This window comes from Rhodanobacter sp. B05, assembly GCF_002001085.1.
Lineage (GTDB): Bacteria > Pseudomonadota > Gammaproteobacteria > Xanthomonadales > Rhodanobacteraceae > Rhodanobacter.
Map to the genome: position 1 here is coordinate 126588 of NZ_MUNU01000014.1, position 24529 is coordinate 151116.

Genomic DNA, 24529 nt, shown 5'->3' on the forward strand with positions numbered 1-24529 from the left:
AAGTTTAGCGGGGTGGCCGGTTTCTTGCAAGCCTGATCCGCGTCGCATCGTTGCGCAAGCTTGCCGGGAGCGCACCTGCGCGCACTCCGCCCGCGCCATCACAGACCGAATGCGCGCCGGCACCAGCCCAGCAGCGGGCCCCAATACAGGCCGAGTGCGAGCAGCGAGAGCGCGTTCAACGACAGCACGATGCGCAATGGCTTGTCCTGCTGCAACGACACGGAACTGCCGTCGACCGGCTTGTCGAAGTACATCACCTTGATCACGTGCAGGTAGTAGTACAGGCCGATGATCGCGAACACGATGCCGACGATGGCCAGCCACAGCATGTTGGCGTGGATCGCCGCCTCCAGCACCAGCACCTTGGCCCAGAACCCGAACAGCGGCGGCACGCCGGCCAGCGAGAACATGGCCAGCAGCATCAGGAAGGCCATCCATGGCGATTTCTGGTTCAGTCCCTTGAAGTCGGCGATTTCCTCGCACTCGAATCCGGCGCGCGACAGCGCCAGGATGACGCCGAACGCTGCCACGCCCATCAAGGCATAGCAGATCGCATAGAACATCGCCGCCGCATAGCCCTCCGGACCGGCTGCCGACAGTCCCAGCAACAGATAGCCCATGTGCGAAATCGTGGAATACGCCAGCATGCGCTTGAGGTTGGTCTGCACGATCGCGACCAGGTTGCCGATTGCCAGCGAGATCACCGCCAGCACGGCCAGCATCAGCTGCCAGTGCTGCGACAGGTCGCCGAGGCCGCCATCAAGCAGGCGCCAGGCCATGCCAAACGCGGCCAGCTTGGAGCCGGAGGCGATGAACGTGGTGACCGGGGTTGGTGCACCCTGGTAGACGTCCGGTATCCACATGTGGAACGGCGCGGCGCCCAGCTTGAAACCAATGCCCACGATCATGAAGATCAGGCCGAACAGCAGCAGCGTCGGCGCCGTGGTGTAGCTCATCACATGATGCAACTGCGCCAGATCCAGCGTCGGCCTGCCACCCATGCCCGACGCACCGTAGACCATCGACATGCCATACAACAACATGCCCGAAGCCAGCGCACCCAGCACGAAATACTTGATCGCCGCCTCGGGCGGCAACTTCGCGTCGCGGTTGATGGCCACCAGCGCATACGACGACAGCGACAGCAGTTCCAACCCGAGGTACACGGTGACCAGGTTGCCGGCCGAGACCAGCAGCATGATGCCGATCACCGCGAAGATCATCAGCGTGTAGAACTCCCCGCCCAGCAGCTTGCGGTCGATCAGGTACGGGCGGGCGTAGACGAACACCATCGCGGTGGTGCCCAGCGCGAACACCTTGAGGATCTCGGCCACGTCATCGCGCACGAACATGCCGCCGAACGCCGTCACCGCCTGCTCCGGCTGGCCGACCACCACCAGGTAGATCCCCACCAGCAGCACGGCGATCGCGATCCAGTGCAATTGCGGGCGCTGCTCGGGCTTCACGAAGGCGTCCAGCAGCAACAGCAGGCACGCCGCCGCCACCAGGTAGAACTCCGGCAACATGATCAGGATGTCATTCAAGGTTGGCATGTTCGGTCCCGATCAAATCTTGTGAATGGCGAGCTGCTGCACCAGCTGCGACACCGAGCTGTCCATCAGGTGGACCAGCGGCTGCGGCCAGATGCCGATGGCCAGCACGGCGGCGGCGAAGGCGACCAGCACAAACGTCTCGCGCCCGTTGATCTCCTTCATGTGCGCCACATGTTCGTTGGTGACCTCGCCCCACAGCACGCGCTTGACCAGCCACAACGTATAGCCCGCGCCGATGATCAGGGTGAACGCAGCGAACAGCGCGATCCACGGATTCGCCGCAAAGCTGGCCAGGATCACCATGAACTCGCCGACGAAACCGCTGGTACCAGGCAGGCCGCAGTTGGCCATGGCGAACAGCACGTAGAAGAACCCGAACCACGGCATCACGTTGATCACGCCACCGTAATCCTTGATCAGGCGGGTATGCGTGCGGTCGTACATCACGCCGATGCAGGTGAACATCGCGCCGGAAACGAAACCGTGCGAGATCATCTGCACCATCGCTCCCTGCATGCCGAGCATCGCCATGGTGGTATTGCCCGACTCGCGCACCAGCAGGAACCCGATGAAGATGCCCAGCGTGACGAAGCCCATATGGGCCACCGACGAGTACGCCACCAGCTTTTTCATGTCTTCCTGCACGAGCGCGACATAGCCGATGTAGACGATCGCGATCAGGCTCAGGACGATGATGATCCATGCAAAATGGTCGCCGGCATCAGGCACGATCGGAAGAATGAAACGCAGCATTCCGTAGGTGCCTACCTTCAGCATCACCGCCGCCAGCACCACCGAACCGCCGGTAGGCGCCTCCACATGGGCGTCCGGCAGCCAGGTGTGCACCGGCACCATCGGCACCTTGATTGCGAACGCGATCAGGAACGCGAAGAAGATCCAGGTCTGCTCCTTCATCGTCAACGGCAGTGCCGCCAGCGTGGCCAGGTCGAACGTGTGCGCCTTCTGGTACAGGTACAGCAGCGCGATCAGCATGAAGACCGAGCCGAAGAACGTGTAGATGAAGAACTTCAGCGTGGCGTACACCCGGCGCGGACCGCCCCAGACGCCGATCAGGATGAACATCGGGATCAGGATCGCCTCGAACAGCGCGTAGAACAGCAACGCGTCGGTGGCGCAGAACACGCCGATCAGCAGACCCTCCAGCATCAGCATCGCGGCCATGTACTGATGCGGCTTGTCCTGGATCACCTGCCACGCGCCCACGATCACCAGGATGCCGACGAAGGTGGTCATCAGGATCAGCGCGACCGAAATGCCGTCCACCGCCAGCCCGTAATGGACGCCCCACGAGGCGATCCACAGGTAACTTTCGGTGAGCTGCATGCCACCGGTGTCCGGCTTGTACTGCAGCAGCAGGAACAGGCTGACCACGAAGGTCAGCACCGCCACCAGCAGTGACAGCCAGCGCGCCAGATCGGGACGGGTGGAGCCGGCGAGCAACACCGGTATGGCGCCGACAACGGGGAGCCAGATCAGCAGGCTGAGCAAGTGATTGAACATGAGTGCTTGCTTCCCTTATTGCCCGGCCAGGACGGAACCAACCGGCCCGGAACCGAAGAGCCAGTACCCGCCCAACAGCAGGATCAGGCCAAGAATCATCGCGAACGCGTAGTGATACAGATAACCCGACTGCAGACGGCGCATCGTGGCGGCAATGCGGTGAACAAGGCCCACCGAACCGTTGACCATCACGTCGTCGATCACCGCCGTGTCACCCGCCTTCCAGAACAGGCGACCGAGCCTGACGCCACCGCGGGCAAACAGTGCGAAGTAGACGTCGTCGACCCAGTACTTGCGGTCGAGCACGGTCCACAACGGCTTCAGTGCAGACTTGATCCTGCCAGCCATGGCCGGGTTGAACAGGTAGATGTAGGTGGTGGTCACGAACGCGACGAGCACCAGCAGGAATGGCAGCTGGGTGAAGCCGTGCAGCGCCATCGCCAGCGAGCCGTGGAACTCCTGGCCCAGTTCGCCGAGCACGTTGTTGGCCTCATCCACGTGGATCGCGCTGCCGAACCACTGGCCGAACAACACCGGCCCGACCGTGAAGAAGCCGACCAGCAGCGACGGGATCGCCAGCAGCACCAGCGGCAGCGTCACCACCCACGGCGATTCCTTCGGTGCATGCGCCAGCACACCCGGTTCATGATGTCCGTGCGCGTCATGCTCGTCGTGACCGTGACCATGGTGATCGAGCACGGTGAAGCGCTCCTTGCCATGGAAGGTCAGGTACATCTGGCGGAACGTGTACAGCCCGGTCACCAGCGCGCCGGCCATCACGCAGAAGTAGGCATAGTGCGCGCCCCAGCGATGCGATTCGCCGACCGCTTCGATGATCGCGTCTTTCGAGTAGAAGCCCGACGTGAACGGCACCGCCACCAACGCCAGCGAGCCGGCCCACATGGTCAGCCAGGTGATCGGCATGTATTTGCGCAGGCCGCCCATGTAGCGCATGTCCTGCTCGTGGTGCATGGCGATGATCACCGAGCCGGCGCCGAGGAACAGCAGCGCCTTGAAGAATGCGTGGGTCATCAGGTGGAACACGGCACCGGCATACATCGACACGCCCAGCGCCACCGTCATGTAGCCGAGCTGCGACAGCGTGGAATACGCGATCACCCGCTTGATGTCGTTCTGCACGATGCCGATCAAGCCGGTGAACAGCGCCGTGGTGGCGCCGATCACCAGCACGAAGCTGAGCGCGGTCGAGGACAGTTCGAACAGCGGCGACATGCGCGCCACCATGAAGATGCCGGCGGTCACCATCGTCGCGGCGTGGATCAGTGCCGAGATCGGGGTCGGGCCTTCCATCGAATCGGGCAGCCACACATGCAGCGGCACCTGTGCCGACTTGCCCATCGCACCGATGAACAGGCAGATGCAGATCACCGTGGCCGCTTCCCAGTGGGTGCCGGCGGTGATCTGCAGGGTCTTGCCAATTAAGCTGGGCGCCGTGCCGAACGCGGTGGCGTAGTCCAGCGTATGCAGGAAATACAGCACGGCGGCAATGCCGAGAAGGAAGCCGAAGTCGCCCACGCGGTTGACCAGGAACGCCTTCAGGTTCGCGAAGATCGCGGTCGGCCGCTTGTACCAGAAGCCGATCAGCAGATACGACACCAGGCCCACCGCTTCCCAGCCGAAGAACAGCTGCATGAAGTTGTTGCTCATCACCAGCATGAACATCGAGAAGGTGAACAGCGAGATGTAGCTGAAGAAGCGCGTGTAACCATCGTCGTCGGCCATGTAGCCGATGGTGTAGACGTGCACCAGCAGCGACACGAAACTCACCACCACCAGCATCATCGCGGTCAGGCGGTCGACCAGGAAGCCGACGCTGGCATTGATCGGCCCGATCTGGAACCAGGTATAGATATTCTGGTTGTACGTCTCGGCGCCACCCAGGGTGAGCTGGTAAAGCACATAAAACGACAGCGCGCAGGAAATCGCCACGCCGAGGATGGTCACGCTGTGCGAGCCGGCGCGGCCAAGGAACTTGCCGAGGAAGCCGGCAAGCACGCAGCCCACCAGCGGCGCCAGCGCGATCGTCAGCAGGATGGAGGTGGAGAGACTCATGCGGTCAGCCCTTCATGCTGTCGATGTCGGCGATATTGATCGTGCTGCGATTGCGGAACAGCAGCACCAGGATCGCCAGGCCGATGGCAGCTTCCGCCGCAGCCACGGTAAGGATGAAGAACACGAACACCTGCCCCGACACGTCGCCGAGGAAGCGCGAGAACGCCACGAAGTTCATGTTCACCGCGAGCAGCATCAGCTCGATCGACATCAGCAGCACGATCACGTTCTTGCGGTTGATGAACAGGCCGGCGACCGCGATGCAGAACAGCACCGCACCGAGCACGATGTAGTGCGCGAGGGTGATCATGGGCGCGACTCCTGTGGCGTGTTGTCATCGACCGGCGCCGCCGGCGGACGCACCGCCGCCATCTTGACGATGCGGACGCGATCGCGCGGATCGACCTTGACCTGCTGGCTGGGCGACTCGTAACGGGCATCGCGGCGCTCGCGCAAGGTCAGCGCCACCGCGGCCACCACGCCGACGGTGAGGATCAGCGCGGCGATCTCGAACGGCAGCAGGAACTTCGTGTAAAGCGCCTGGCCGAGCCACGCCGTGTTCGACATGCCCGCAGCGACGGCAGGATTGGCGCCCATCACCTGCGCATGCATCGCGCGCACACCGATCAGGCCGAGCATTTCGACCAGCATGACCACGGCCACGATCAGACCGACCGGCAGGAACTTCACGAAGCCCTCGCGCATTTTTTCCTGGTCGATGTCGAGCATCATCACCACGAACAGGAACAGCACCATCACCGCACCGACATAGACCACGATCAGCGCCAGCGCGAGAAACTCGGCCTCCAACAGCATCCACAGACAGGCGGAACTGAAAAACGTGAGCACCAGCGCCAGCACCGCGTGGACCGTGTTCTTCAGCGTGATCACCGACAGCGCCGCGATCACGGTGACGAAGGCGAAGGCGTAGAAACAGATGAGTTGCAGCGTTTGGGGATTCATCGGTGGGCCTCAGCGGTACGCCGCGTCTTGCGCGCGGTCGGCGGCGATCTGCTGCTCGAAGCGGTCGCCGATGGCAAGCAGTTGCTGCTTGGTCACCACGTTTTCGCCGCGATGCTCGAAATGGTATTCATGGATCGAGGTTTCCACGATCGAATCGACCGGGCAGCTCTCCTCGCAGAAGCCGCAATAGATGCACTTGAACAGATCGATGTCGTAGCGCGTGGTGCGGCGCTGGCCGTCGCTCTCGCGCGGCGCCGAATCGATCGTGATCGCCAGTGCCGGGCAGACCGCCTCGCACAGCTTGCAGGCGATGCAACGCTCCTCGCCGTTCGCGTAGCGACGCAGCGCGTGCAACCCACGGAAGCGGTTCGACTTCGGAATGTGCTCCATCGGATAACGCATGGTGTACTTCGGCTTGAACATGTAGCGCATGGTCAGCCCCATACCCTGGAACAGCTCGATCAGCAGCAGGCTCTTGAAATAGCGGATTACCGAATTCATTGGTTATGCCCCTGCACCGATGCTGACCCAGCCGAAAAATTTCATGCAGCCGGCGACCATCACCCACACGATGGCGATCGGGATAAGCACCTTCCAGCCCAGCCGCATGATCTGGTCGTAGCGATAGCGCGGGAAGGTGGCGCGGAACCACAGGAACAGGAAGCTCATCACGAACGCCTTGATGAACAGCCAGATGAAACCGCCGGTCCAGATCCAGTTGATCCAGTCCGGCGCGTCGGCGTGGATCCAACCCTGCAACGGGCTCAGCCAGCCGCCGAGGAACAGGATCGAAGCCAGGAAGCTGATCAGGATCATGTTGGCGTATTCGGCCAGGAAGAAGATCGCGAACGCCGAACCGGAATACTCCACGTGGAAGCCGGCGACGATTTCCGACTCGCCCTCGGCCATGTCGAACGGTGCGCGGTTGGTCTCGGCCACGCCGGAGATGAAATAGATCACGAACACCGGCAGCAGCGGCAACCAGAACCAGTCGAACAGACCCTTGCCACCGGCCTGCGCGTTGACGATGTCGGTGAGGTTGAGGCTGCCGGCCAGCACCAGCACGCAGACCAGGCAAAGGCCCATCGCCAGCTCGTAGGAAATCACCTGGGCGGCCGAACGCATCGCACCGAGCAGCGCGTAGCGCGAGTTGGAGGCCCAGCCCGCGATGATGATGCCGTACACGCCCAGCGAGGTCATCGCCAGCAGGTACAGGATGCCGGCGTTGGCGTTCGACAACACCATCTTGCTGCTGAACGGAATCACCGCCCACGCCGCCAGCGCGGGAATCAGGGCCAGCAGCGGTGCCATGAAATACAGGAAGCGATTCGCCTTGGTCGGCAGGATCACTTCCTTGATCAGCAGCTTCACCACGTCGGCGAAGGCCTGCAGCACGCCGAACGGGCCGATCTTGTTCGGCCCCAGGCGCACATGCATCCAGCCGATGACCTTGCGTTCCCAGTACACGAACATCGCCACCGCGATCACCAGCGGCAGCACGATGCACAGGATGTAGATCAACGGCCACAAGACCTGGTTGATGAGTTGATCGGCCATGATGCTCAAGCCTTGCTCAGGGTGATGGTTGCGCCATACGGCGGCAGCATGGCGGTGAGGTCCTGGGCCGCCTCGATCCACGCCGCGCCATCGGGCACCGCCGCATCGACCCGCAGCGGCAGCAAGCTCTCGCCGATGCGCACCTGCCCGCCGTCGGCGAAGCCCAGTCGCGATGCTTCCTGCGCATTCAGGCGTACGGCCGCGGCGCGGTTGAGCGGATGCGCATTCAGCGCGGTTGCCCGGCGCAGCACGGCATCGCCACGATAGATGGGCCAGGTGGCGATGCGGGTGAGGCCGGCGGCGGGCGGGCGCGAAGCCAACCCGTCGCGTGGGGACACCCCACGTTCGACGATGCCATCGCGCAAGCCGGCAATGTCGTCGAACTCGAAACCGGCCAGCTGCAGCGTACCGCCCAGGGCACGTAATACCTTCCAGCCCGGCCGCGCCTGGCCCGGTGCCCTGGCGCCGGCAGCCACGCCTTGCGCCAGGCCATCCACGTTGACCAGGGTGGCATCGATCTCCGGCAGCAGGGCGATCGGCAGGATCACGTCAGCCACCTCGCGCAATGCCGCGCTGGCATAGGCGCTGAAAGCCACCACCTGGTCGGCTGCGCGCAGTGCCTTCAGCGCCGCTGCGCCATCAGCGAAGTCATGCGGTGGTTCCACGCCATACAGCAGGTAGCTCTTGCGCGGCTGCGCCAGCATTGCCTGTGCATCCAGTCCACCATTGCCCGGCACCACGCCGAGCCGGGCCAGCCCAACCGCATTGGCACCCACCGGCAACTCGTCATAGCCGGCACCGGTGGCGGCGGCAATGAAACGTGCAATTGCACGCAACCATGAAGCCTGCGGATGGGTTACCGCGGCTTCGCCGAGGATCACCACCGCTTCGCCCGACTTCAAGGCCGCGATGGCGTCGCTGTCACCCTGGTCGCTTTGCGCGGCACCGATCGCTTCGGTCAACGCCTCCGGTGCCACAGCACCCGCGTCCACTGCTGCCTTGGCCAATGCCAGCAAGGCACCCACCAGCTCCTGCGGCGCGGCGATGGCCTCACCGGCCAGCTTGTAATTGAAATCGAAATGCGCTGGATTGACGGCATATACCCGGGCGCCCTTCTTTACCGCCTGATGCAGGCGGTGATTGAGCAGTGGCAGCTCGTGGCGCAGATCCGAGCCGACCAGCAAGGCCGCCTTGACCCGGTCCACCCGGGCCACCGGTGTGCCAAACGTCGCCGCCACGGCGTTGTCCGCGAAATCGAGCTGGCGCAGACGGTGATCGACGTGGGCACTGCCCAGACCGCGAGCCAGCCGCATCAGCAGATCGCCCTCCTCGTTCGAGGTGGCCGGATGCGCCAGCACACCGAGCTCGCTGCCGGGCAACTTCTTCAACGCATCAGCGGCAAACTGCAGCGCGTCTTCCCAGGTGGTCGCCTGCCACTCGCCGTTGCGTTTGACTTCCGGTGCGCTGATGCGATCGTCCGCATACATGCCCTGGTGGCTGTAGCGATCGCGATCGGACAACCAGCATTCGTTGACCGTTTCGTTGTCGCGCGGCACCGTGCGCAGCACTTCGCCACGGCGCGTATGCAGCCACAGATTGGAGCCGAGCGCATCGTGGTAGCCGATCGACGGCTTGGCGATCAGTTCCCAGGCGCGCGCCTGAAACTGGAACGGCTTGTTGGTCAGCGCGCCGACCGGGCATACATCGATGATGTTGCCGGACAGCTCGGTTTCGACCGTCTTGCCGATGTAGGTGCCGATCTGCAGGTTCTCGCCGCGGCTCATGCCGCCGAGCTCGTAGGTGCCGGCGATCTCGCTGGTGAATCGCACGCAGCGCGTGCACTGGATGCAGCGGGTCATTTCGGTAGCGACCAGCGGGCCGAGATTCTCGTCGGCCACGGTGCGCTTGCGCTCGGTGAAGCGCGAGACGCTGCGGCCGTAGCCCAGCGCCACGTCCTGCAACTCGCACTCGCCGCCCTGGTCGCAGATCGGGCAGTCCAGCGGGTGGTTGATCAGCAGGAACTCCATCACGTCTTTCTGGAACTTCAGCGCCTTGTCCGAGCGCGTCATCACCTTCATGCCTTCCGCTACTGGAGTAGCACACGCCGGTTGCGGCTTGGGCATCAGGCGCCCGCCCATCTCGACATCCACCAGGCACATGCGGCAGTTGGCGGCGATCGGCAGCTTGCGGTGATAGCAGAAGCGCGGGATCGCCACGCCGATCGCATCGGCGGCCTCGATGATCATCGCGCCCTTGCGGATCCGGGTCGGCTTGCCATCGACCTCGATATTGACCAGGTCGGTAGCCTGGGTGGTCGGCTGCGCACTCATGCGGCAACCTCCGTGGCAGAGTTGGCCTGATTTGTTCTGGCAAACTGGTCTTCGGTCATCGAACGGCCATGTTCCACGAAATATTCAAACTCGTTCCAGAAACGGGCCAGGAAGCCCTGCACCGGCCACGCCGCCGCCTCGCCGAACGCGCAGATCGTGTGCCCCTCGATCTGGCCGGCGATCGCCTTCAGGCGATGCAGGTCGTCCTGCGTGCCCTTGCCCTCGACGATGCGGGACAATACGCGATACATCCAGCCGGTGCCTTCGCGGCAGGGCGTGCACTGGCCGCAGGACTCGGCCATGTAGAAACGCGCAATGCGATGGCAGACCTTGACCATGCACGCGGTCTCGTCCATCACGACGACCGCGCCGGAGCCGAGGCCCGAACCGGCCTTCTGCAGGCAGTCGTAGTCCATCGTGCTTTCCAGCATCACGTCGGCCGGCAACACCTTCATCGACGAACCACCGGGAATCACCGCCTTCAGCTTGTGCCCGTTGCGCACGCCACCGGCCATCGCCAGCAGGTCCTTGAACGAGGTGCCCAGGCGGATCTCGAAATTGCCCGGCTGGTTAACGTGGCCGGACACCGAGAAAATCTTCGGGCCACCGTTGTTCGGCTTGCCCAGGTTGAGAAACCAGTCGGCACCGTTGCGCAGGATCGCCGGCACCGAGGCATAGGTTTCGGTGTTGTTGATCGTGGTCGGCTTGCCATACAGGCCAAAGTTTGCCGGGAACGGCGGCTTGAAGCGCGGCTGCCCCTTCTTGCCTTCCAGCGACTCCATCAACGCGGTCTCTTCGCCGCAGATGTAGGCACCGGCGCCGAGTGCATTGTGGATGTCCACGTCGATGCCGGTGCCCTGGATGTTCTTGCCGAGCAGGCCGGCCGCATACGCTTCGGCCAGGGCCTCCTCGAGGTGCTCGAACGGCTCGTGGTGGAATTCGCCGCGCAGATAGTTGTACGCCACGGTGGAGCCGGTGCAATAGCAGGCGATGGCCATGCCTTCGATCACCGCATGCGGGTTGTAGCGCAGGATGTCGCGATCCTTCGCCGTGCCCGGCTCGGATTCGTCCGAGTTGCACAGGATGTATTTCTGCATGTCGCCCTTGGGCATGAAGGACCACTTCAGACCGGTCGGGAAACCGGCGCCGCCACGGCCGCGCAGGCTGCTCTTCTTCACTTCCTCGATCAGCGACGCCGGGTCGGGCTTTTCGGCGAGGATCTTGCGCCAGGCCTTGTAGCCGTCCACCTGCTCGTAGCTGGCCATCGCCCACGGCTTGTCGAAATGCAGCGTGGTGTAGACGACCTGGTGTTCCTGCGGGGCGGGTCCGACGGCCATCAGTGTTTCTCCCCTGCGGCGTGCCCGTGGCCGGGGCCGTCGATGCTCAAACCGTCGAGGATGGCGTCAAGCTTCTCGATGGTGAGGTGTTCGTGGTAATGGCCATTGACCGTGGCGGCCGGCGCGTAGACGCACGCGGCAATGCATTCTTCTTCGTTCTTGAGGTACACGCGTCCGTCCGGCGTACTCTCGCCGAGCTTGATGCCCAGCTTCTTCTCGCAATGGCGCACCAGATCCTCCGCGCCATTCAGCCAGCACGAGATATTGGTGCAGATCGCCACGTTGTTGCGACCGACCGGCTTCGTCTCCAGCATCGAGTAGAAGCTGGCCACTTCATAGGCCCAGATCGACGGCAGATCGAGATACTTCGCCACCGCAGTGATCAGCTCGTCGGTGAGGAAACCGTGGTTCTGCTCCTGCGCGCCGAACAGCGCCTGGATCAGCGCCGAACGCTTGCGATCCGGCGGAAACTTGGCCGCCCACGCATCGATATGCTGGCGGGTGTGCTCGGTCAGCACGGCGAACGGATCGACGTGCCTGACCTGCTCGAAATGTCCGGTGGCTTTCATGCCTTGAACTCCGGGATTCGGGATACGGGATTCGGGATTCGGCAAGAGCCAATCCGCCTCCCGGCAAACCGAAATCCAATGTGAAAGTTGCAGCTGATCTGAATGGCAGCAATCGTCGCGAAGGGCAGCTGGCCGGTGCCGGTCGCCCAGCCGAATCCCGAATCCCGAATCCCGTATCCCGTATTCATCGATCCACTTCGCCGAACACGAGGTCATAGGTACCGATCATGGCCACCACGTCGGCGAGCATGTGGCCGCGCACGATGGTGTCCATGGATGACAGATGGGCGAAGCCCGGCGCGCGCAGGTGCACGCGGAACGGCTTGTTGGCGCCGTCGGAAACCAGGTAGCAGCCGAACTCGCCCTTCGGCGCCTCGACCGCGCTGTACGTCTCGCCGGCCGGCACGCAGTAGCCTTCGGTGAACAGCTTGAAGTGATGGATCATGGCTTCCATGTCCTCCTTCATCTCGACCCGCGACGGCGGCGCGACCTTGAAGTTCTTCACCATCACCGGACCCGGATTGGCACGCAGCCACTGCACGCACTGGCGGATGATTCGGTTCGACTGGCGCATCTCCTCGACGCGGCACAGATAGCGGTCGTAGCAGTCGCCACCGACGCCCACCGGGATGTCGAAATCCATCTCGGCGTACTTCGCGTACGGCTGCTTCTTGCGCAGATCCCATTCGACGCCCGAGCCGCGCAACATCACGCCGGTCATGCCCCACTGCTGGGCCAGTTCCGGGCTGATCACGCCGATGCCGACCGTGCGCTGCTTCCAGATGCGGTTGGTGGTGAGCAGTTCCTCGTACTCGTCGACCTTGGTCGGGAAGTCGGCAGTGAACGCGTCGAGGTAATCGAGCATCGAACCCTCGCGCCAGCTGTTGATGCGCTTGAGATCCTTGCCCTTGTGCCACGGCGATTCGCGGTACTGCGACATCTGCGCCGGCAGGTCGCGGTAGACGCCGCCGGGACGGTAGTAAGTCGCGTGCATGCGCGCGCCCGAGACGGCCTCATACACGTCCATGAGCTCCTCGCGCTCGCGGAACGCGTACAGGAACACCGCCATCGCGCCCAGGTCGAGCGCGTTCGAACCGATCCACATCAGGTGATTCAGGATGCGGGTGATCTCGTCGAACATGGTGCGGATGTACTGCGCCCGCTCCGGTGCCTCGATCCCGAGCAGGGTTTCGATCGCGCGCACGTAGGCGTGCTCGTTGCACATCATCGATACGTAGTCGAGCCGATCCATGTAGCCGATCGACTGATTGAACGGCTTGGACTCGGCCAGTTTCTCGGTGCCACGGTGCAGCAGGCCCACGTGCGGATCGGCGCGGATGATGGTCTCGCCGTCCATCTCCATGATCAGGCGCAGCACGCCATGCGCAGCGGGATGCTGCGGGCCGAAGTTCATCGTGTAATTGCGGATTTCTTGCACGATCAGTTCCTCTGCCAATCGTCGGCCGCTTCGGCCTCGGCCTGCATCAGGTCGGCGTCATCACGGATGGTGCGCGGCACCAGCACGCGCGGCTCGATCGACACGGGCTCGTAGATGACACGCTTCTGCACGGGGTCGTAGCGCACCTCGACATTGCCGATCAGCGGGAAGTCCTTGCGGAACGGATGCCCCACGAATCCGTAGTCGGTGAGGATGCGGCGCAGATCCGGATGCCCGTCGAAGATGATGCCGTACAGGTCGAACGCCTCGCGCTCGAACCAGTTCGAGCCCGGCCAGACCAGGGTCAGCGACGGCACCAGCGGCAGGCTGTCGTCCTCGCAGAACACGCGCAGGCGCAGGCGCCGGTTGTGGGTGATCGAAAGCAGCTGGATGACCGCGGCAAAACGGCGTGGCAGATTTCCGCCTCGCGGTCGCTCGGCCCAGTTGAAGCGCCCCAGCGCCTGACCTTCGACACCACGCGAAAAACCCGTGCCGGAGACCGTTTCCGTATCCCATTCGACCTGGCCATAACCCAGGTAATCGATGCCGCACAGATCGATCAGTTCGCTGAAGGCGAATGCCGGTTCGTCGCGCAGCGCGCTCGCCACCGCCAGCAGGTCGGCAGCGGCCAGCTCCGCGGTAGTCTCGTTGCGCACCGTGCTGATGCTCAGGGTGTCGCCGAATCGCGCGGCAAGTTGCTCAGCCAGCGAAGTCGCTGATGTATCGGACATGTCAGGGCCTCACGAACGCGCGATGGTGCTGGTGCGGCGGATCTTCTTCTGCAACTGCAGGATGCCGTGGATCAACGCCTCGGCCGTGGGCGGGCAGCCCGGCACGTAGATGTCCACCGGCACGATGCGGTCGCAGCCGCGCACCACCGAATAGGAATAGTGGTAGTAGCCGCCGCCATTCGCGCAGCTGCCCATCGAGATCACCCACTTCGGCTCGGGCATCTGGTCGTAGACCTTGCGCAGCGCCGGAGCCATCTTGTTGACCAGGGTACCGGCCACGATCATCACGTCGGACTGACGCGGACTGGGCCTGAAGATCACGCCATAGCGATCGAGGTCGAGTCGCGCGGCGCCGGCGTGCATCATCTCCACCGCGCAGCAGGCCAGGCCGAACGTCATCGGCCACATCGAACCGGTGCGCGCCCAGTTCATCAGCTCGTCCATCCGCGCGGTGGCGAAACCGCGCTGCACCACCGGGTTGTCGCCGGCCGGTCGCAGGATGTCGTCGACCACATTCAACGGCTGCGGGTTGTGCATCACCCGGCTGACGGAATCGATCACTCCCATTCGAGTGCTCCCTTCTTCCACACGTAGGCAAAGCCGATGATCAGCAGCAGCAGGAACAGGCCCATCTCGATCAGGGCGATCAGGCCGATCTGCTGGAACACCACCGCCCACGGAAACAGGAAGGCGATTTCCAGGTCGAAGATGATGAACAGGATGGCGAGCAGGTAATAGCGCACGTCGAAGCGCATGCGCGCATCCTCGAATGCCTCGAAGCCGCATTCGTAGGGCGCAAGTTTTTCCGCCTCGGGACGGCGCGGGCCAGCCAGCAGGCCGACCGCAAGCAGCACCAGACCCAGGCCGGTGGCGACGCCGATGAACAACAGAACAGGCCAGTATTCGGCAAGCACGGTGCAACATACCTCCGCGCGATCAGGCGCATCAGTGACCGAGGGAATCTGGATCAGGAACCCGCAGTCCGGCTACTTTCATTCGGCAGGCCGGCGCGGCGGTGTGCCGCGTGGCCACGCTCGTGGACTGCATCCGCAAGCGCCCGACATTCCGCGAAACCCAGTCGCGAATCCGGACATTGTATCAGTGCGCTTGGGCACAACAAGCCTTGACGGCCGTTGCGTTGCAAACTAGCGCACGGCATCCGGCCGCCGGCCGGGCCCTCGACTCACATGGTCTGGGTGGGCCGCTCGGAGTTCAGCGTACCGGCCAGGATGTTCTCGATCCGGCTGCGCGCGGCCTCGGCATCGCCGGATTCGTTGAAGTGGATGCCGATGCCGGCGGTGCGGTTGCCCTGTGCGCCGACCGGGCTGATCCAGACCACCTTGCCCACCACGGACAGCCGCTCGGTCTCGTCCGCCAGGGTCACCAGCAGCACCACCTCGTCGCCCAGCGCATAGGACTGTGCGGTGGGCGCAAACAGTCCGCCATGCTTCAGGAATGGCATGTACGCGTTGTACAGCGAGGCCGCGTCCTTGATTTTCAGGGAGATGATGCCTTGACGGGCGGCCATGGGTTTCATTGCGTGACTCCTGCGCGGGTGTGAACTGAGGACCCGCCAACTCTGCCGATCTTAGAGGGTGCGCCGCGCAGGCACCACTGTCGCCCGCACCAGCCGGAACGGCAGCCATCGCATCGATGGGCGACCTCAGCCAACGCCTGATTGGCCGGACAGCAGCGACTGCCGTTCGTCGACCAGGCTGTTCCAGGACGCCGGAGGCACCCAGCCGGCCACCCATGCCGGAACCGCCGCGGCCGCCAGCGGCCGGGAAATCGAGTAACCCTGCAGTTGGTGGCAGCCCAGCGATGCCAGCAGGTCGCCTTGCGCGGACGTCTCGACACCTTCGGCGATCACCACCTTGGCCAGCATGCGCGCCGTCGTGATCACGCCCGCCGCGATCGCCATGTTGCGCTCGTCGCTGAGAATGTCGTGCACGAAACTCTGATCCAGCTTGATGTGCTCGATATCCAGCTGCTGGATATGGCTGAGCGACGCCGAGCCGGTGCCGAAATCGTCCAGCCCGACCCGAATGCCGCGGCGGCGACACTCCTCGATCACCAGCTTGGCGCGCGCGTGGTCCATGCTCGGTCCGGTTTCGGTGACCTCGATGCCAAAACCCAGGTTCATCACGTCCGGATAGTTGTCCAGTACGGCGTCGATGTCGGCAAAGAACGCCGGGTGCAGCAGGTGACGGGTACTGATATTGACCGATACCGGGATCGACATTCCGGCGTGCAGCCAGGTCTGGCAGCAGCGCAGTGCCTCGTCCAGCACATAGCGACCGATCGGCCGCGCCAGCTGCGGGTCGTCCAGCACGTGCATGAAGCTGTCGGGCGCAATCAATTCCTGGTCACGGTCGTTCAGGCGCAGCAATGCCTCCATGCCGGCCACGCCATTCAGGCCGGGCAAGCCGTCGATATAGACGATCGGCTGGAACAGCAATTGCAAGTGCGACTGCTGCAACGCCTGTGCGATACGCTCCCGCATCGCCTGCAGCCGCACCTGCTCCAGCTCCATCGCCGGCTCGTACAGCGAGCCACGATCCTTGCCTTCCTCCTTGGCCTCATACATCGCCATGTCGGCATGCCTGATCAGGCCTTCCGAATCCGCACCGTCGATCGGAAACAGGGTCCAGCCGATGCTGGCGGAGACGTAGAGCTGCTCGTCCATCAGGTTGAACGGTGCGCGCAGCGCCTGCAGGATGCAGCGGCTGATCACATCCAGCTGCTCGCGGCTGTCCAGCCCGGGGATCAGCAGCGCAAACTCGTCGCCACCGAAGCGCGCCAGCACATCGGCCTCGCGCAGCATGCCCTGGATCCGCGAGGAGGCTTCCGCCAGCACACGGTCGCCGCCACTGTGGCCGACCGTGTCGTTGACGCTCTTGAAGCGATCCAGGTCCAGCACGCCGACGGCCAGCAGCACCCCCTGCTCCGTGGCACGCGTCCGCGCCTGCTCCAGCAACTCGAACAGCAGGCGCCGATTCGGCAGGCCGGTGACCACATCGTAGAACGCGAGTCGCTCGACGCGGGCTTCATGCAGCCTCCGTTCGGTGACGTCGTGTTGCTGCCATATGCGTCCCTGTGCCGCGCCGTCGATCATGATCGGCATGAAGTCGCGCAGCAGGATGCGCCCGCCAACCAGGCGCACCTCTTCACCCCGGATCGGCTCGCCGCGCGCCGCGATGTCGCTGATCCGCGCGATCTCGCGCTCGGGATCCAGATAGGCACGGCTGATCCGGGCGTGGACCGTCGCCGCTGGCTGTCCTTCGAGTTCGGCCGGCGTCGCGGCGAGTCCGAACAGTGCACAGAACGCCTCGTTGGTGAACTTCACGAAGCCATCCTCCGAGGTCACCAGAACCCCGGAGTGCTGGTTGGAGAGGATGGCCCGGACCTGCTGCAGATTGGAGCGCAGGTCCCGCTCGGCGAGCAGCCTGGCTGCATGCGTGCGCTGGATCTGCAGACCCAGGCCCAGCTCGACAGCCATCTCCTGGAATACCTGTGTCTCGACTGGCGTAAAGGCATCATCCTGGCTGGCGCCAATCACCAACGCGCCAACCAGCGCCCCGTCCACGCGCAAGGGTTGCGCCAGGATCGCACTGACGTCCACGCTGCTGTCCTGCAGCGGCCAGTCGCGCGGCATGCCGGGCACCCAATGCGTGACGCATGGCTGGCCAACTGCCAGGGCGGCAGCGACGGCGCTGCCGGCAAGCCGCGGATCGGTGAGCGCCAGGTGGGTATCCGGCGATAGCACACCGTCCAGGCCAGCGTGTGCGCGCAACTGCAGCAGGCCACTACCATCGTTCTCGCACAACCCGATCCAGGCGAAGCGATAGCCACCCACGCGGCATGCGACGTCGCTGCTGTGCGTCAGCAACATCTCCTCGTCCGCGCTGTGTGTCACCACCTTGATCATTTCGCTGAGCAGGCGCAAAGCACGTCGCTGGCGCGCCTCTTCCGCCACCGATTTCAGCAATCGGTGGCGCTGCGCCTGCGCCTCCAGCCCCAGTCCGATGCTGGCCGCTGCCTGCTGCAGCAGCTCGACCAGGCTCGTGGTGAAGAATCCGGGATCGGCGGCGCGGATCACCAGTCCGGCGCGCACTTCGTCGGATACCGTTACCGGGATGGCCATCGCAGCGGTCACGTCATGCCGTTTGTAGGCATCGCGCAGCCTTTCCAGGCCCGGCACGCGGCGCAGGTCGGGTTCCAGCTGAGGCACCCCGCGCCAGAACGACGGCTGCACCAGCGAGAGCGGTGTCAGTTCCGGATAGATGTCCTGCAGGTCGGAAGGCACCGCTACCGGGGCGACCCGCCGAAACCAGCCGGCCGCGTGATCCGCCTCGCCGATCATGACCAGCCTGGCGCCGAGCCGTCGCTCGATTACCTCGATGATCGCCTCGTAAAGCGCCGGTGGTTCCACCGCCCGGACCAGCAACTGGCCGATCTCGGAGAGCGCGGCGTAATAGCCCTCGCTGGATGCAGCCACCGCCCCTGTGTTGACCTGCATCGAATTCGGACCCTGGCTTGTGCGCTCGATTGTCGGGCCGGCAGGAAATCAGCAACGGGCAGCCGATCGCGCCCGCCCGGGCGCCGCCTGCCATCCCCGCCCACCACCTCCATCGTTGCGCAGTCGGCGAATGGCGGCTGGATCACGTGCCCGAGGCAGCACGCTAACTTGCCCGGTCGGACCATGCAACAACGGCGTCGCCGGTGGCGGGATCGACCTGCAGTTCACACCAGCCCCAATGATCGAAGATCCATGGCGAGGGCAGGTCCGACGACAAACGGGCAAAGCACGGAGCCGTCTGCCCGCCGGCGGAGGACGACAGCCGGAAGCGGCCGTCCCGTGTGCGCTCCAGTGGTGCATCCGGCCAGGCCCAGCCACGTGTCCCGGTCGGGTCGACCACGCTCAGCCGCAGCCACGGGCGCAACCACCGCGGCGGCTGCCAGGGCAGGACGACTGCCGCCGGGGAGGACTGGCAGGCATCGATATAGCGCTCGGGCCGATCCGCCAACCGGCGCATGCGTCCGCCGCTCAAGGCAAGCTGACTGCGGTGCGCCAGCAGCGCCTCGCGCTTGTTCGCGATCTGTGCCTGGGTGGCCGGAACCTCGAGGAAAACCGCTTTGCCGGGCTTGCCATGCACCAGGTAGGTGTACAGCGCCGGCGACGCCGCCTGCCCGACAAGTGCCAGGCGCACCAGTACGTGCGCCGCGCCGTGATCGGGATGTCGATCCAGCAGCGAGGGCAACGCGATCAGGTCGGGAGTGAAGCGGTCAATCTCCTGCGTGATCGCCGCAACTGCATCGCCGGTCGATCGCAGCAACACGCTCGAAAGCCCGAGATCGGGCCAACCCAGCGGACGCAGCGAAGCCTGGGACAGCCCGAGCCGTTCAAGCGCTTGCCGCATCTCGGCGCATCGGCGCTGCGCCCAGCGCTGACGATCCGGCGAACCGATGCGCAGGCGCCGTTCCAGCCAGCGCTGCGGCCACGGGTTGTTGTCGCCGGCGGTCAACAACATGATGTTTACCTCACCGCCGGCTTCACGCACCTGCTGAATCAGCAGACCGGTGGCGATCGTTTCATCGTCCGGATGCGGTGCCACCACCAGCAGGCGGGTATGTGCGGAAAATGTCGGCAAACCGGCCGGCGCAGCAGTCGGCATCAACGCCATCGGGCCAGCAGTTCCAACAGCAACAGGTCAGCGCGCAGAGGCCCGCGCAGGCCTTCGCGGGTGCGGTTCGCCGCTTCGTACCAGAGACCCAGGCCCTCGGCATCCAGCGCGCTGCCGAGGGGCGCAGCGGCGTGCTTTGAGCGCGCCCGCAGCTCGTCCGCCGCCGCCTGGGCGGCAAACCACAACCGCTGCAACGGCTCGTCATCCAGCCAGCGCTTGACCACGTCGGTTGGCTGGCCACGCCCGGACGCCAGCGCCGCCAGGTCCTTGCGCACCTCGGTGCGCTGCGCCAACGCACCCTGCCCCGCCCAGGCCGCAGCCAGGCCGGGGTTGCCACCCGCCGCGACGAGCGCTGCCTGGGCATCGGGCAAGCCTTGGGCCTGCAGCCAGGCCAGGGCGACCTCGGTGTCGGGCAACTGGAACTCGATCCGCTGGCAGCGGCTGCGGATCGTCTGCGGCAGACGCCACGGCGCGTCGGCCAGAAGGATCAGCATGGTCTGCGCCGCCGGCTCCTCCAGGGTCTTCAGCAGCGCATTGGCCGCCGCCGTGTTCATCGCGTCGGCGGGATCGATCGTCACTACCTGCCAGCCGCCCAGCTGGCTGCGCATGGCGAGCCGGGCCGACAGCTCGCGGATCTGCTCGACCACGATCTCGGTGCGCGGCGTGCCATCCCGGCGCAGGCCGAAGCTGAGCCCGATGACATCCGGGTGCGAACCGGCCTCGACCAGCAGGCAGCTGCGGCAGCGCCCGCAGGCGTCGCCGTTCACGCCATCGCTGCACAACAAACCCCGCACGAAACGCTGCGCGAAGGCGCGTTTGCCCAGCCCGGGCGCGCCGCACAGCAGCAACGCATGCGCCAGCGCATCGCGCTGCCGTCGCGCCTGCAGCCGCGACCAGTGCTCCGCATGCCAGGGCAATGCATTCATGCCGGCAACTCCGCCAGCCACGTGGTCAATGCCTGCGTGGCCATCTGCAGCACGGCGGCCGCCGGCTGGCTGGCATCGATCACGCGGAATCGCCGGGGTTCGCCCGCGGCACGTTCGCGATAGCTGGCGCGCACCCGTTCGAAGAACGCATCGGCTTCGATCTCGATGCGATCGGTCTCGCCGCGACCGGCCGCCCGTGCACGGCCCGTGGCCACCGGCAGATCGAGCAGCAACGTCAGGTCGGGCCGTACGCCATCGCAGGCCCAGCGCTCCAGTTCGGCGATCCGCGCCGACGGCTGGCCGCGACCTCCGCCCTGGTAGGCATGGCTGGCGTCGGCGTAGCGGTCGCACAACACCCATCGACCGGCGGCGAGCGCCGGTTCGATCACTTCGCGCACCAGTTGGGCACGCGAGGCGAACATCAGCAGCAATTCGGTTTCGGCCGCCAGCCCTTGCATCGACGGGTCGAGCACGATCCCCCGCACCGCCTCGCCGACGGGCGTCCCACCGGGTTCGCGGGTCTGCACCACGCTGATGCCGCGGTGTTCAAGAACGTCGAGCAAACCGGCCAGCAAGGTGCTCTTGCCAGCGCCCTCGCCGCCTTCCAGCGTGATGAATCTGCCGCGTGGCGTCGTCATGGGCAGTGTTTCCGCTGGTAGCAGTCGACGTTGCGGTTGTGCTCGGCCAGCGAACTGGCGAATGCGTGGGTGCCGTCGCCGCGCGCCACGAAATACAAGGCATCCCCGGGCGCCGGATGCAGCGCCGCCTCCAGCGCCGGTTTGCCCGGCAAGGCAATCGGGGTCGGCGGCAGGCCGGGGCGCGTATAGGTGTTGTATGGCGTGTCGGTGGTCAGGTCGTTCTTGCGGATATTGCCGGTATAGCTGGCGCCCATGCCGTAGATCACGCTGGGATCGGTCTGCAGCAGCATGTGGTCCTGCAGACGCCTGACGAACACCCCGGCGATCTGCGCACGCTCGTCGGCACGGCCGGTTTCCTTTTCCACGATCGAGGCCAGGATCAACGCCTCGTACGGCGTGGCCAGCGGCAGATCCTTGTCACGGCCGGACCACAATGTCGCCAGGGTCTTCACCATCGCGGCGTGCGCGCGCCGAAGTATGTCCAGGTCGCCATCGCCTTTCACGTAAGCATAGGTCTCGGGCAGGAAGCGGCCCTCCGGCGCCTCGCCGGCGGCTCCGATCTTCTGCATGATCGCGGCGTCATCGAGCCCGGCGCTGTCATGCGTCAATTTTTCCGCATGCGCCAGGGCCTGGCGCAATTCGGCGAAGGTCCAGCCGTCGACGATGGTGAAGTTGCGTTGCAGCACCTTGCCCGCGGCCATGTCGGCGAGCAGCTGGCGCGGCGTGACGCCGGGCGCCAGCGCGTACTCGCCAGCGTGCAGCTTGCCGGCCACATGCATCTGCTCGGCCAACAGCCGCCAGTACCACGGACTGGCCGTGCTGAGGCCGTGCCGCCGCAATTCGGCGACGATGCCATTGAAGCTGGTCCCGCGGCTGACGTCGATGCTTTCCTGCTGTGTCGCCACGTTCAACGGCGCCACGCTGAAGCGGTGGTAATCGTTCCAGCCGAAGACCGCCGCGGCCACCACCGCCAGCAGCGCCAGCAGCAGCAATAGGCGTGGCCAGATGCGTCCGCGCATCGATCGTTCGGTCATCCACCGTGCTCCATAGAAAATCCCAGGTTGCGCCAATGCTGCTGAAGTTGTCGGGTCACGGCGCCCGGCACATAGTTCCACTGATCCAGTGACTGTACCGGCAGAATGCCGCGCACGCTCGAGCTGAGGAAGATCTCGCTGGCCGTGGACAATGCCTGCAAGCTCAGCTCCGTCACGCGGGCCGTCGGATGGATCGCCAGCACTTCGGCCCGTGCCACTCCGGCCACGCCGCAGCGATCCAGCGCAGGGGTCAGCAGCACGCCGTCAATCACGGCAAACAGGTTGGCCATGGTCGCCGAGATCACCCTGTCGTGGCTATCGCGCAACAGACCCTCGGCAATCGCCGGATCGCTCCACTCGGCACGTGCCAGCACCTGCTCAAGCCGGTTGAGATGCTTGATGCCGGCCAGCAGGGGCTGTTCGGCCAGGCGCAACTCGCACACGCGCATGTGCAGACCATGCGCGTAGACATCGTCGCTCACCGTCGGTGCCATGAAGGCAGCAACCACCCGGCTCGGCTGCGGTGACGCCGGCAAGGCGTAGCCGCGTTCGCCGATGCCGCGGGTAACCGTGACCCGCACCACCGCCTGCACGATGCCTGCGCTGACGCGTTGCGATTCGTTCCAGAGTTGCACCGGGTCCGGCGCAGGGATTTGCAGGCGCGAGCAGCCGTCGGCCAGTCGCTGCATGTGGCGTGGCCACAGCGGTGCGCGCCCGTCCACCAGACGGATGCTTTCGAACAAGCCGTCGCCATAGCCGAAACCGCGGTCGAGCACGCTGAGCTGCTCGGTCGCCACGCCATTGACCAGCCATCGCGCCGCCATCACCCGGCCACGCCCAGCGCGCGCAGCAGGCCGCGGGCCTTCGCGCGGGTTTCCTCCAGCTCGTCGGTCGCCACCGAATCGGCGACGATGCCGGCCCCGGCGCGCAGGCTCACCTCGTTGCCGACCAGGGTCAGGGTGCGGATCAGGATGTTCAAGTCGAGCTCGCCATTGCGGTCCAGGTAACCCAGCGCACCGGTATAGGCGCCACGCGGCGTGTGTTCCAGCGCGGCAATGATTTCCATGCAGCGCACCTTGGGACAGCCGGTGATGGTGCCGCCGGGGAAGGTGGCGGCGATCACCTGTCCGGGAGTCACGTCGGCGCGCAGGCATCCGCGTACATTGGACACGATGTGGTGAACGTGGGCGTAACTCTCCACCGCCATCAACTCGTCGACCACGACCGTACCCGGCACGCAGACGCGGCCCAAGTCATTGCGCTCCAGGTCGATCAGCATCACGTGCTCGGCGCGTTCCTTCGGGTGCGAACTCAGTTCGCGGATGCGTGCGGGCTCATCCTCGCCCGGCAGGCGGGCGCGAGTACCGGCGATCGGGCGCGTCTGCGCCACGCCGGCGCGCACTTCGACCAGGCGTTCCGGCGATGAGCTGAGCACCGCCCAGCCGGCTTGCTGCAGCAAGCCGGCAAAAGGCGCCGGATTGGCCCGGCGCAATGCTTCGTAGAGCGCCGCGGGGTCGGGAGCGCTGGCGTAGCGCGCGCGCCAGCCGCGCGACAGATTCACCTGGAAGATGTCGCCGGCGTAAAGATGTTCGTGAATGCGTTCGACGCCATCGAGGAAATCAGCGGGCGCATCTTCGACGCACGACTCGGGTGCAGGCAGGCCAGGCCAGGATGCAGGCAGTGCGAGGTCGTGTTCGAGCGTGTCCAGCAGATCCTCGTGCCCCGCTTCGGCCACCAGGATCGTGCGCCCGAGCACGTGGTCGACGATCACCGCCGCGGGGCAGCGCACGGCCAGGGCCAGCGGCAGGTCGGAGGGCGGCTGCAGGCTCAGGCTCGGCTCGATCTCGCCCGCCAGCTCGTAACTCAGCAGCAGCACCCAGCCGCCATGAAACGGCAGGCCGTCGTCATGCCCGGGCTGGCGTTCGGTCTGCCATGCACGGTCCAGCGCATCGAGGAATCGGCCTGGTTGCTCGCATCCCGTGCCGTCGCGCAACACGCCATCGGCGGAAAGGATCAGTCGATCGCCAGGGAACGCAAACAGGATGTCGTAACGCGACTGCGCCGTGCCATGCGACACGCTTTGCAACAGGCACGGGTAGCGCTGCGGAACAGCTGCGGCCGCCGCGAGCAGATCGCGCCGGCCGTCCAGGCTACGGCGATGGCAGCTCACGCCGG

General features: G+C 65.1%; 22 protein-coding genes. All 22 read right to left on the reverse strand.

Annotated features, from left to right (window positions below; genetic code table 11):
- Positions 1-98: 98 nt before the first annotated feature.
- On the reverse strand, positions 99-1553 hold the full coding sequence (gene nuoN / locus B0E47_RS08015) for an NADH-quinone oxidoreductase subunit NuoN (protein ID WP_077513496.1): 1455 nt from the start codon (positions 1551-1553) through the stop codon (positions 99-101).
- 12 nt (positions 1554-1565) lie between these two features.
- Positions 1566-3074: an NADH-quinone oxidoreductase subunit M gene (locus B0E47_RS08020; RefSeq protein WP_077513497.1), complete on the reverse strand. Its 1509-nt coding sequence runs from the start codon at positions 3072-3074 to the stop codon at positions 1566-1568.
- A gap of 15 nt (positions 3075-3089) precedes the next feature.
- On the reverse strand, positions 3090-5147 hold the full coding sequence (gene nuoL, locus B0E47_RS08025; protein WP_077513498.1) for an NADH-quinone oxidoreductase subunit L: 2058 nt from the start codon (positions 5145-5147) through the stop codon (positions 3090-3092).
- A gap of 4 nt (positions 5148-5151) precedes the next feature.
- Positions 5152-5457: an NADH-quinone oxidoreductase subunit NuoK gene (gene nuoK / locus B0E47_RS08030; protein ID WP_077513500.1), complete on the reverse strand. Its 306-nt coding sequence runs from the start codon at positions 5455-5457 to the stop codon at positions 5152-5154.
- On the reverse strand, positions 5454-6110 hold the full coding sequence (locus tag B0E47_RS08035; protein WP_077513501.1) for an NADH-quinone oxidoreductase subunit J: 657 nt from the start codon (positions 6108-6110) through the stop codon (positions 5454-5456). The genes nuoK and B0E47_RS08035 overlap by 4 nt, the downstream gene beginning before the upstream one ends.
- Positions 6111-6119: 9 nt before the next feature.
- Positions 6120-6611 carry an NADH-quinone oxidoreductase subunit NuoI gene (gene nuoI / locus B0E47_RS08040; RefSeq protein ID WP_077513503.1) on the reverse strand — a complete coding sequence of 164 codons (492 nt, stop codon included), beginning with the start codon at positions 6609-6611 and terminating at the stop codon, positions 6120-6122.
- Between the two features lie 3 nt (positions 6612-6614).
- Positions 6615-7667: an NADH-quinone oxidoreductase subunit NuoH gene (gene nuoH, locus B0E47_RS08045; protein ID WP_077513766.1), complete on the reverse strand. Its 1053-nt coding sequence runs from the start codon at positions 7665-7667 to the stop codon at positions 6615-6617.
- Between the two features lie 5 nt (positions 7668-7672).
- Positions 7673-9997: an NADH-quinone oxidoreductase subunit NuoG gene (gene nuoG / locus B0E47_RS08050; RefSeq protein ID WP_077513505.1), complete on the reverse strand. Its 2325-nt coding sequence runs from the start codon at positions 9995-9997 to the stop codon at positions 7673-7675.
- On the reverse strand, positions 9994-11334 hold the full coding sequence (nuoF, locus tag B0E47_RS08055; protein ID WP_077513507.1) for an NADH-quinone oxidoreductase subunit NuoF: 1341 nt from the start codon (positions 11332-11334) through the stop codon (positions 9994-9996). Before nuoF ends, nuoG begins: the two co-directional genes overlap by 4 nt.
- Positions 11334-11903, reverse strand: a complete 570-nt coding sequence (gene nuoE, locus B0E47_RS08060; protein ID WP_077513508.1) for an NADH-quinone oxidoreductase subunit NuoE — start codon at positions 11901-11903, stop codon at positions 11334-11336. Before nuoE ends, nuoF begins: the two co-directional genes overlap by 1 nt.
- 184 nt (positions 11904-12087) lie before the next feature.
- Positions 12088-13317 (reverse strand): NADH-quinone oxidoreductase subunit D, encoded by a 1230-nt coding sequence (locus B0E47_RS08065; RefSeq protein ID WP_254422872.1) that lies wholly within the window; start codon positions 13315-13317, stop codon positions 12088-12090.
- Positions 13318-13343: 26 nt separating this feature from the next.
- Positions 13344-14072, reverse strand: a complete 729-nt coding sequence (locus tag B0E47_RS08070) for an NADH-quinone oxidoreductase subunit C (protein ID WP_077513509.1) — start codon at positions 14070-14072, stop codon at positions 13344-13346.
- A 9-nt stretch (positions 14073-14081) separates the two neighbouring features.
- Positions 14082-14639 (reverse strand): NADH-quinone oxidoreductase subunit B, encoded by a 558-nt coding sequence (locus tag B0E47_RS08075; RefSeq protein ID WP_077513511.1) that lies wholly within the window; start codon positions 14637-14639, stop codon positions 14082-14084.
- The gene (ndhC, locus tag B0E47_RS08080; protein WP_077513513.1) at positions 14630-14986 is read right to left on the reverse strand and encodes an NADH-quinone oxidoreductase subunit A; all 357 of its coding nucleotides are present in this window, start codon (positions 14984-14986) and stop codon (positions 14630-14632) included. The genes B0E47_RS08075 and ndhC overlap by 10 nt, the downstream gene beginning before the upstream one ends.
- Before the next feature lie 269 nt (positions 14987-15255).
- Positions 15256-15609: a PilZ domain-containing protein gene (locus tag B0E47_RS08085; protein ID WP_077513515.1), complete on the reverse strand. Its 354-nt coding sequence runs from the start codon at positions 15607-15609 to the stop codon at positions 15256-15258.
- A 126-nt stretch (positions 15610-15735) separates the two neighbouring features.
- Complete coding sequence (locus B0E47_RS08090) at positions 15736-18591, reverse strand: EAL domain-containing protein (RefSeq protein ID WP_077513517.1); 2856 nt, start codon at positions 18589-18591, stop codon at positions 15736-15738.
- A 163-nt stretch (positions 18592-18754) separates the two neighbouring features.
- Complete coding sequence (locus B0E47_RS08095; RefSeq protein WP_254422865.1) at positions 18755-19747, reverse strand: PIG-L family deacetylase; 993 nt, start codon at positions 19745-19747, stop codon at positions 18755-18757.
- Positions 19747-20682: a DNA polymerase III subunit delta' gene (gene holB / locus B0E47_RS08100; protein ID WP_077513521.1), complete on the reverse strand. Its 936-nt coding sequence runs from the start codon at positions 20680-20682 to the stop codon at positions 19747-19749. Before holB ends, B0E47_RS08095 begins: the two co-directional genes overlap by 1 nt.
- Positions 20679-21320: a dTMP kinase gene (tmk, locus tag B0E47_RS08105; protein WP_077513523.1), complete on the reverse strand. Its 642-nt coding sequence runs from the start codon at positions 21318-21320 to the stop codon at positions 20679-20681. Before tmk ends, holB begins: the two co-directional genes overlap by 4 nt.
- Positions 21317-22354 (reverse strand): endolytic transglycosylase MltG, encoded by a 1038-nt coding sequence (mltG, locus tag B0E47_RS08110; protein WP_077513525.1) that lies wholly within the window; start codon positions 22352-22354, stop codon positions 21317-21319. The genes tmk and mltG overlap by 4 nt, the downstream gene beginning before the upstream one ends.
- A complete protein-coding gene (pabC, locus tag B0E47_RS08115) occupies positions 22351-23178 on the reverse strand; it encodes an aminodeoxychorismate lyase (RefSeq protein WP_077513769.1) in 828 nt (275 codons plus the stop codon). Before pabC ends, mltG begins: the two co-directional genes overlap by 4 nt.
- Entirely contained in the window at positions 23178-24503 is a 1326-nt protein-coding gene (locus B0E47_RS08120) for an aminodeoxychorismate synthase component I (RefSeq protein WP_254422873.1), read from the reverse strand. Before B0E47_RS08120 ends, pabC begins: the two co-directional genes overlap by 1 nt.
- Positions 24504-24529: the final 26 nt, after the last annotated feature.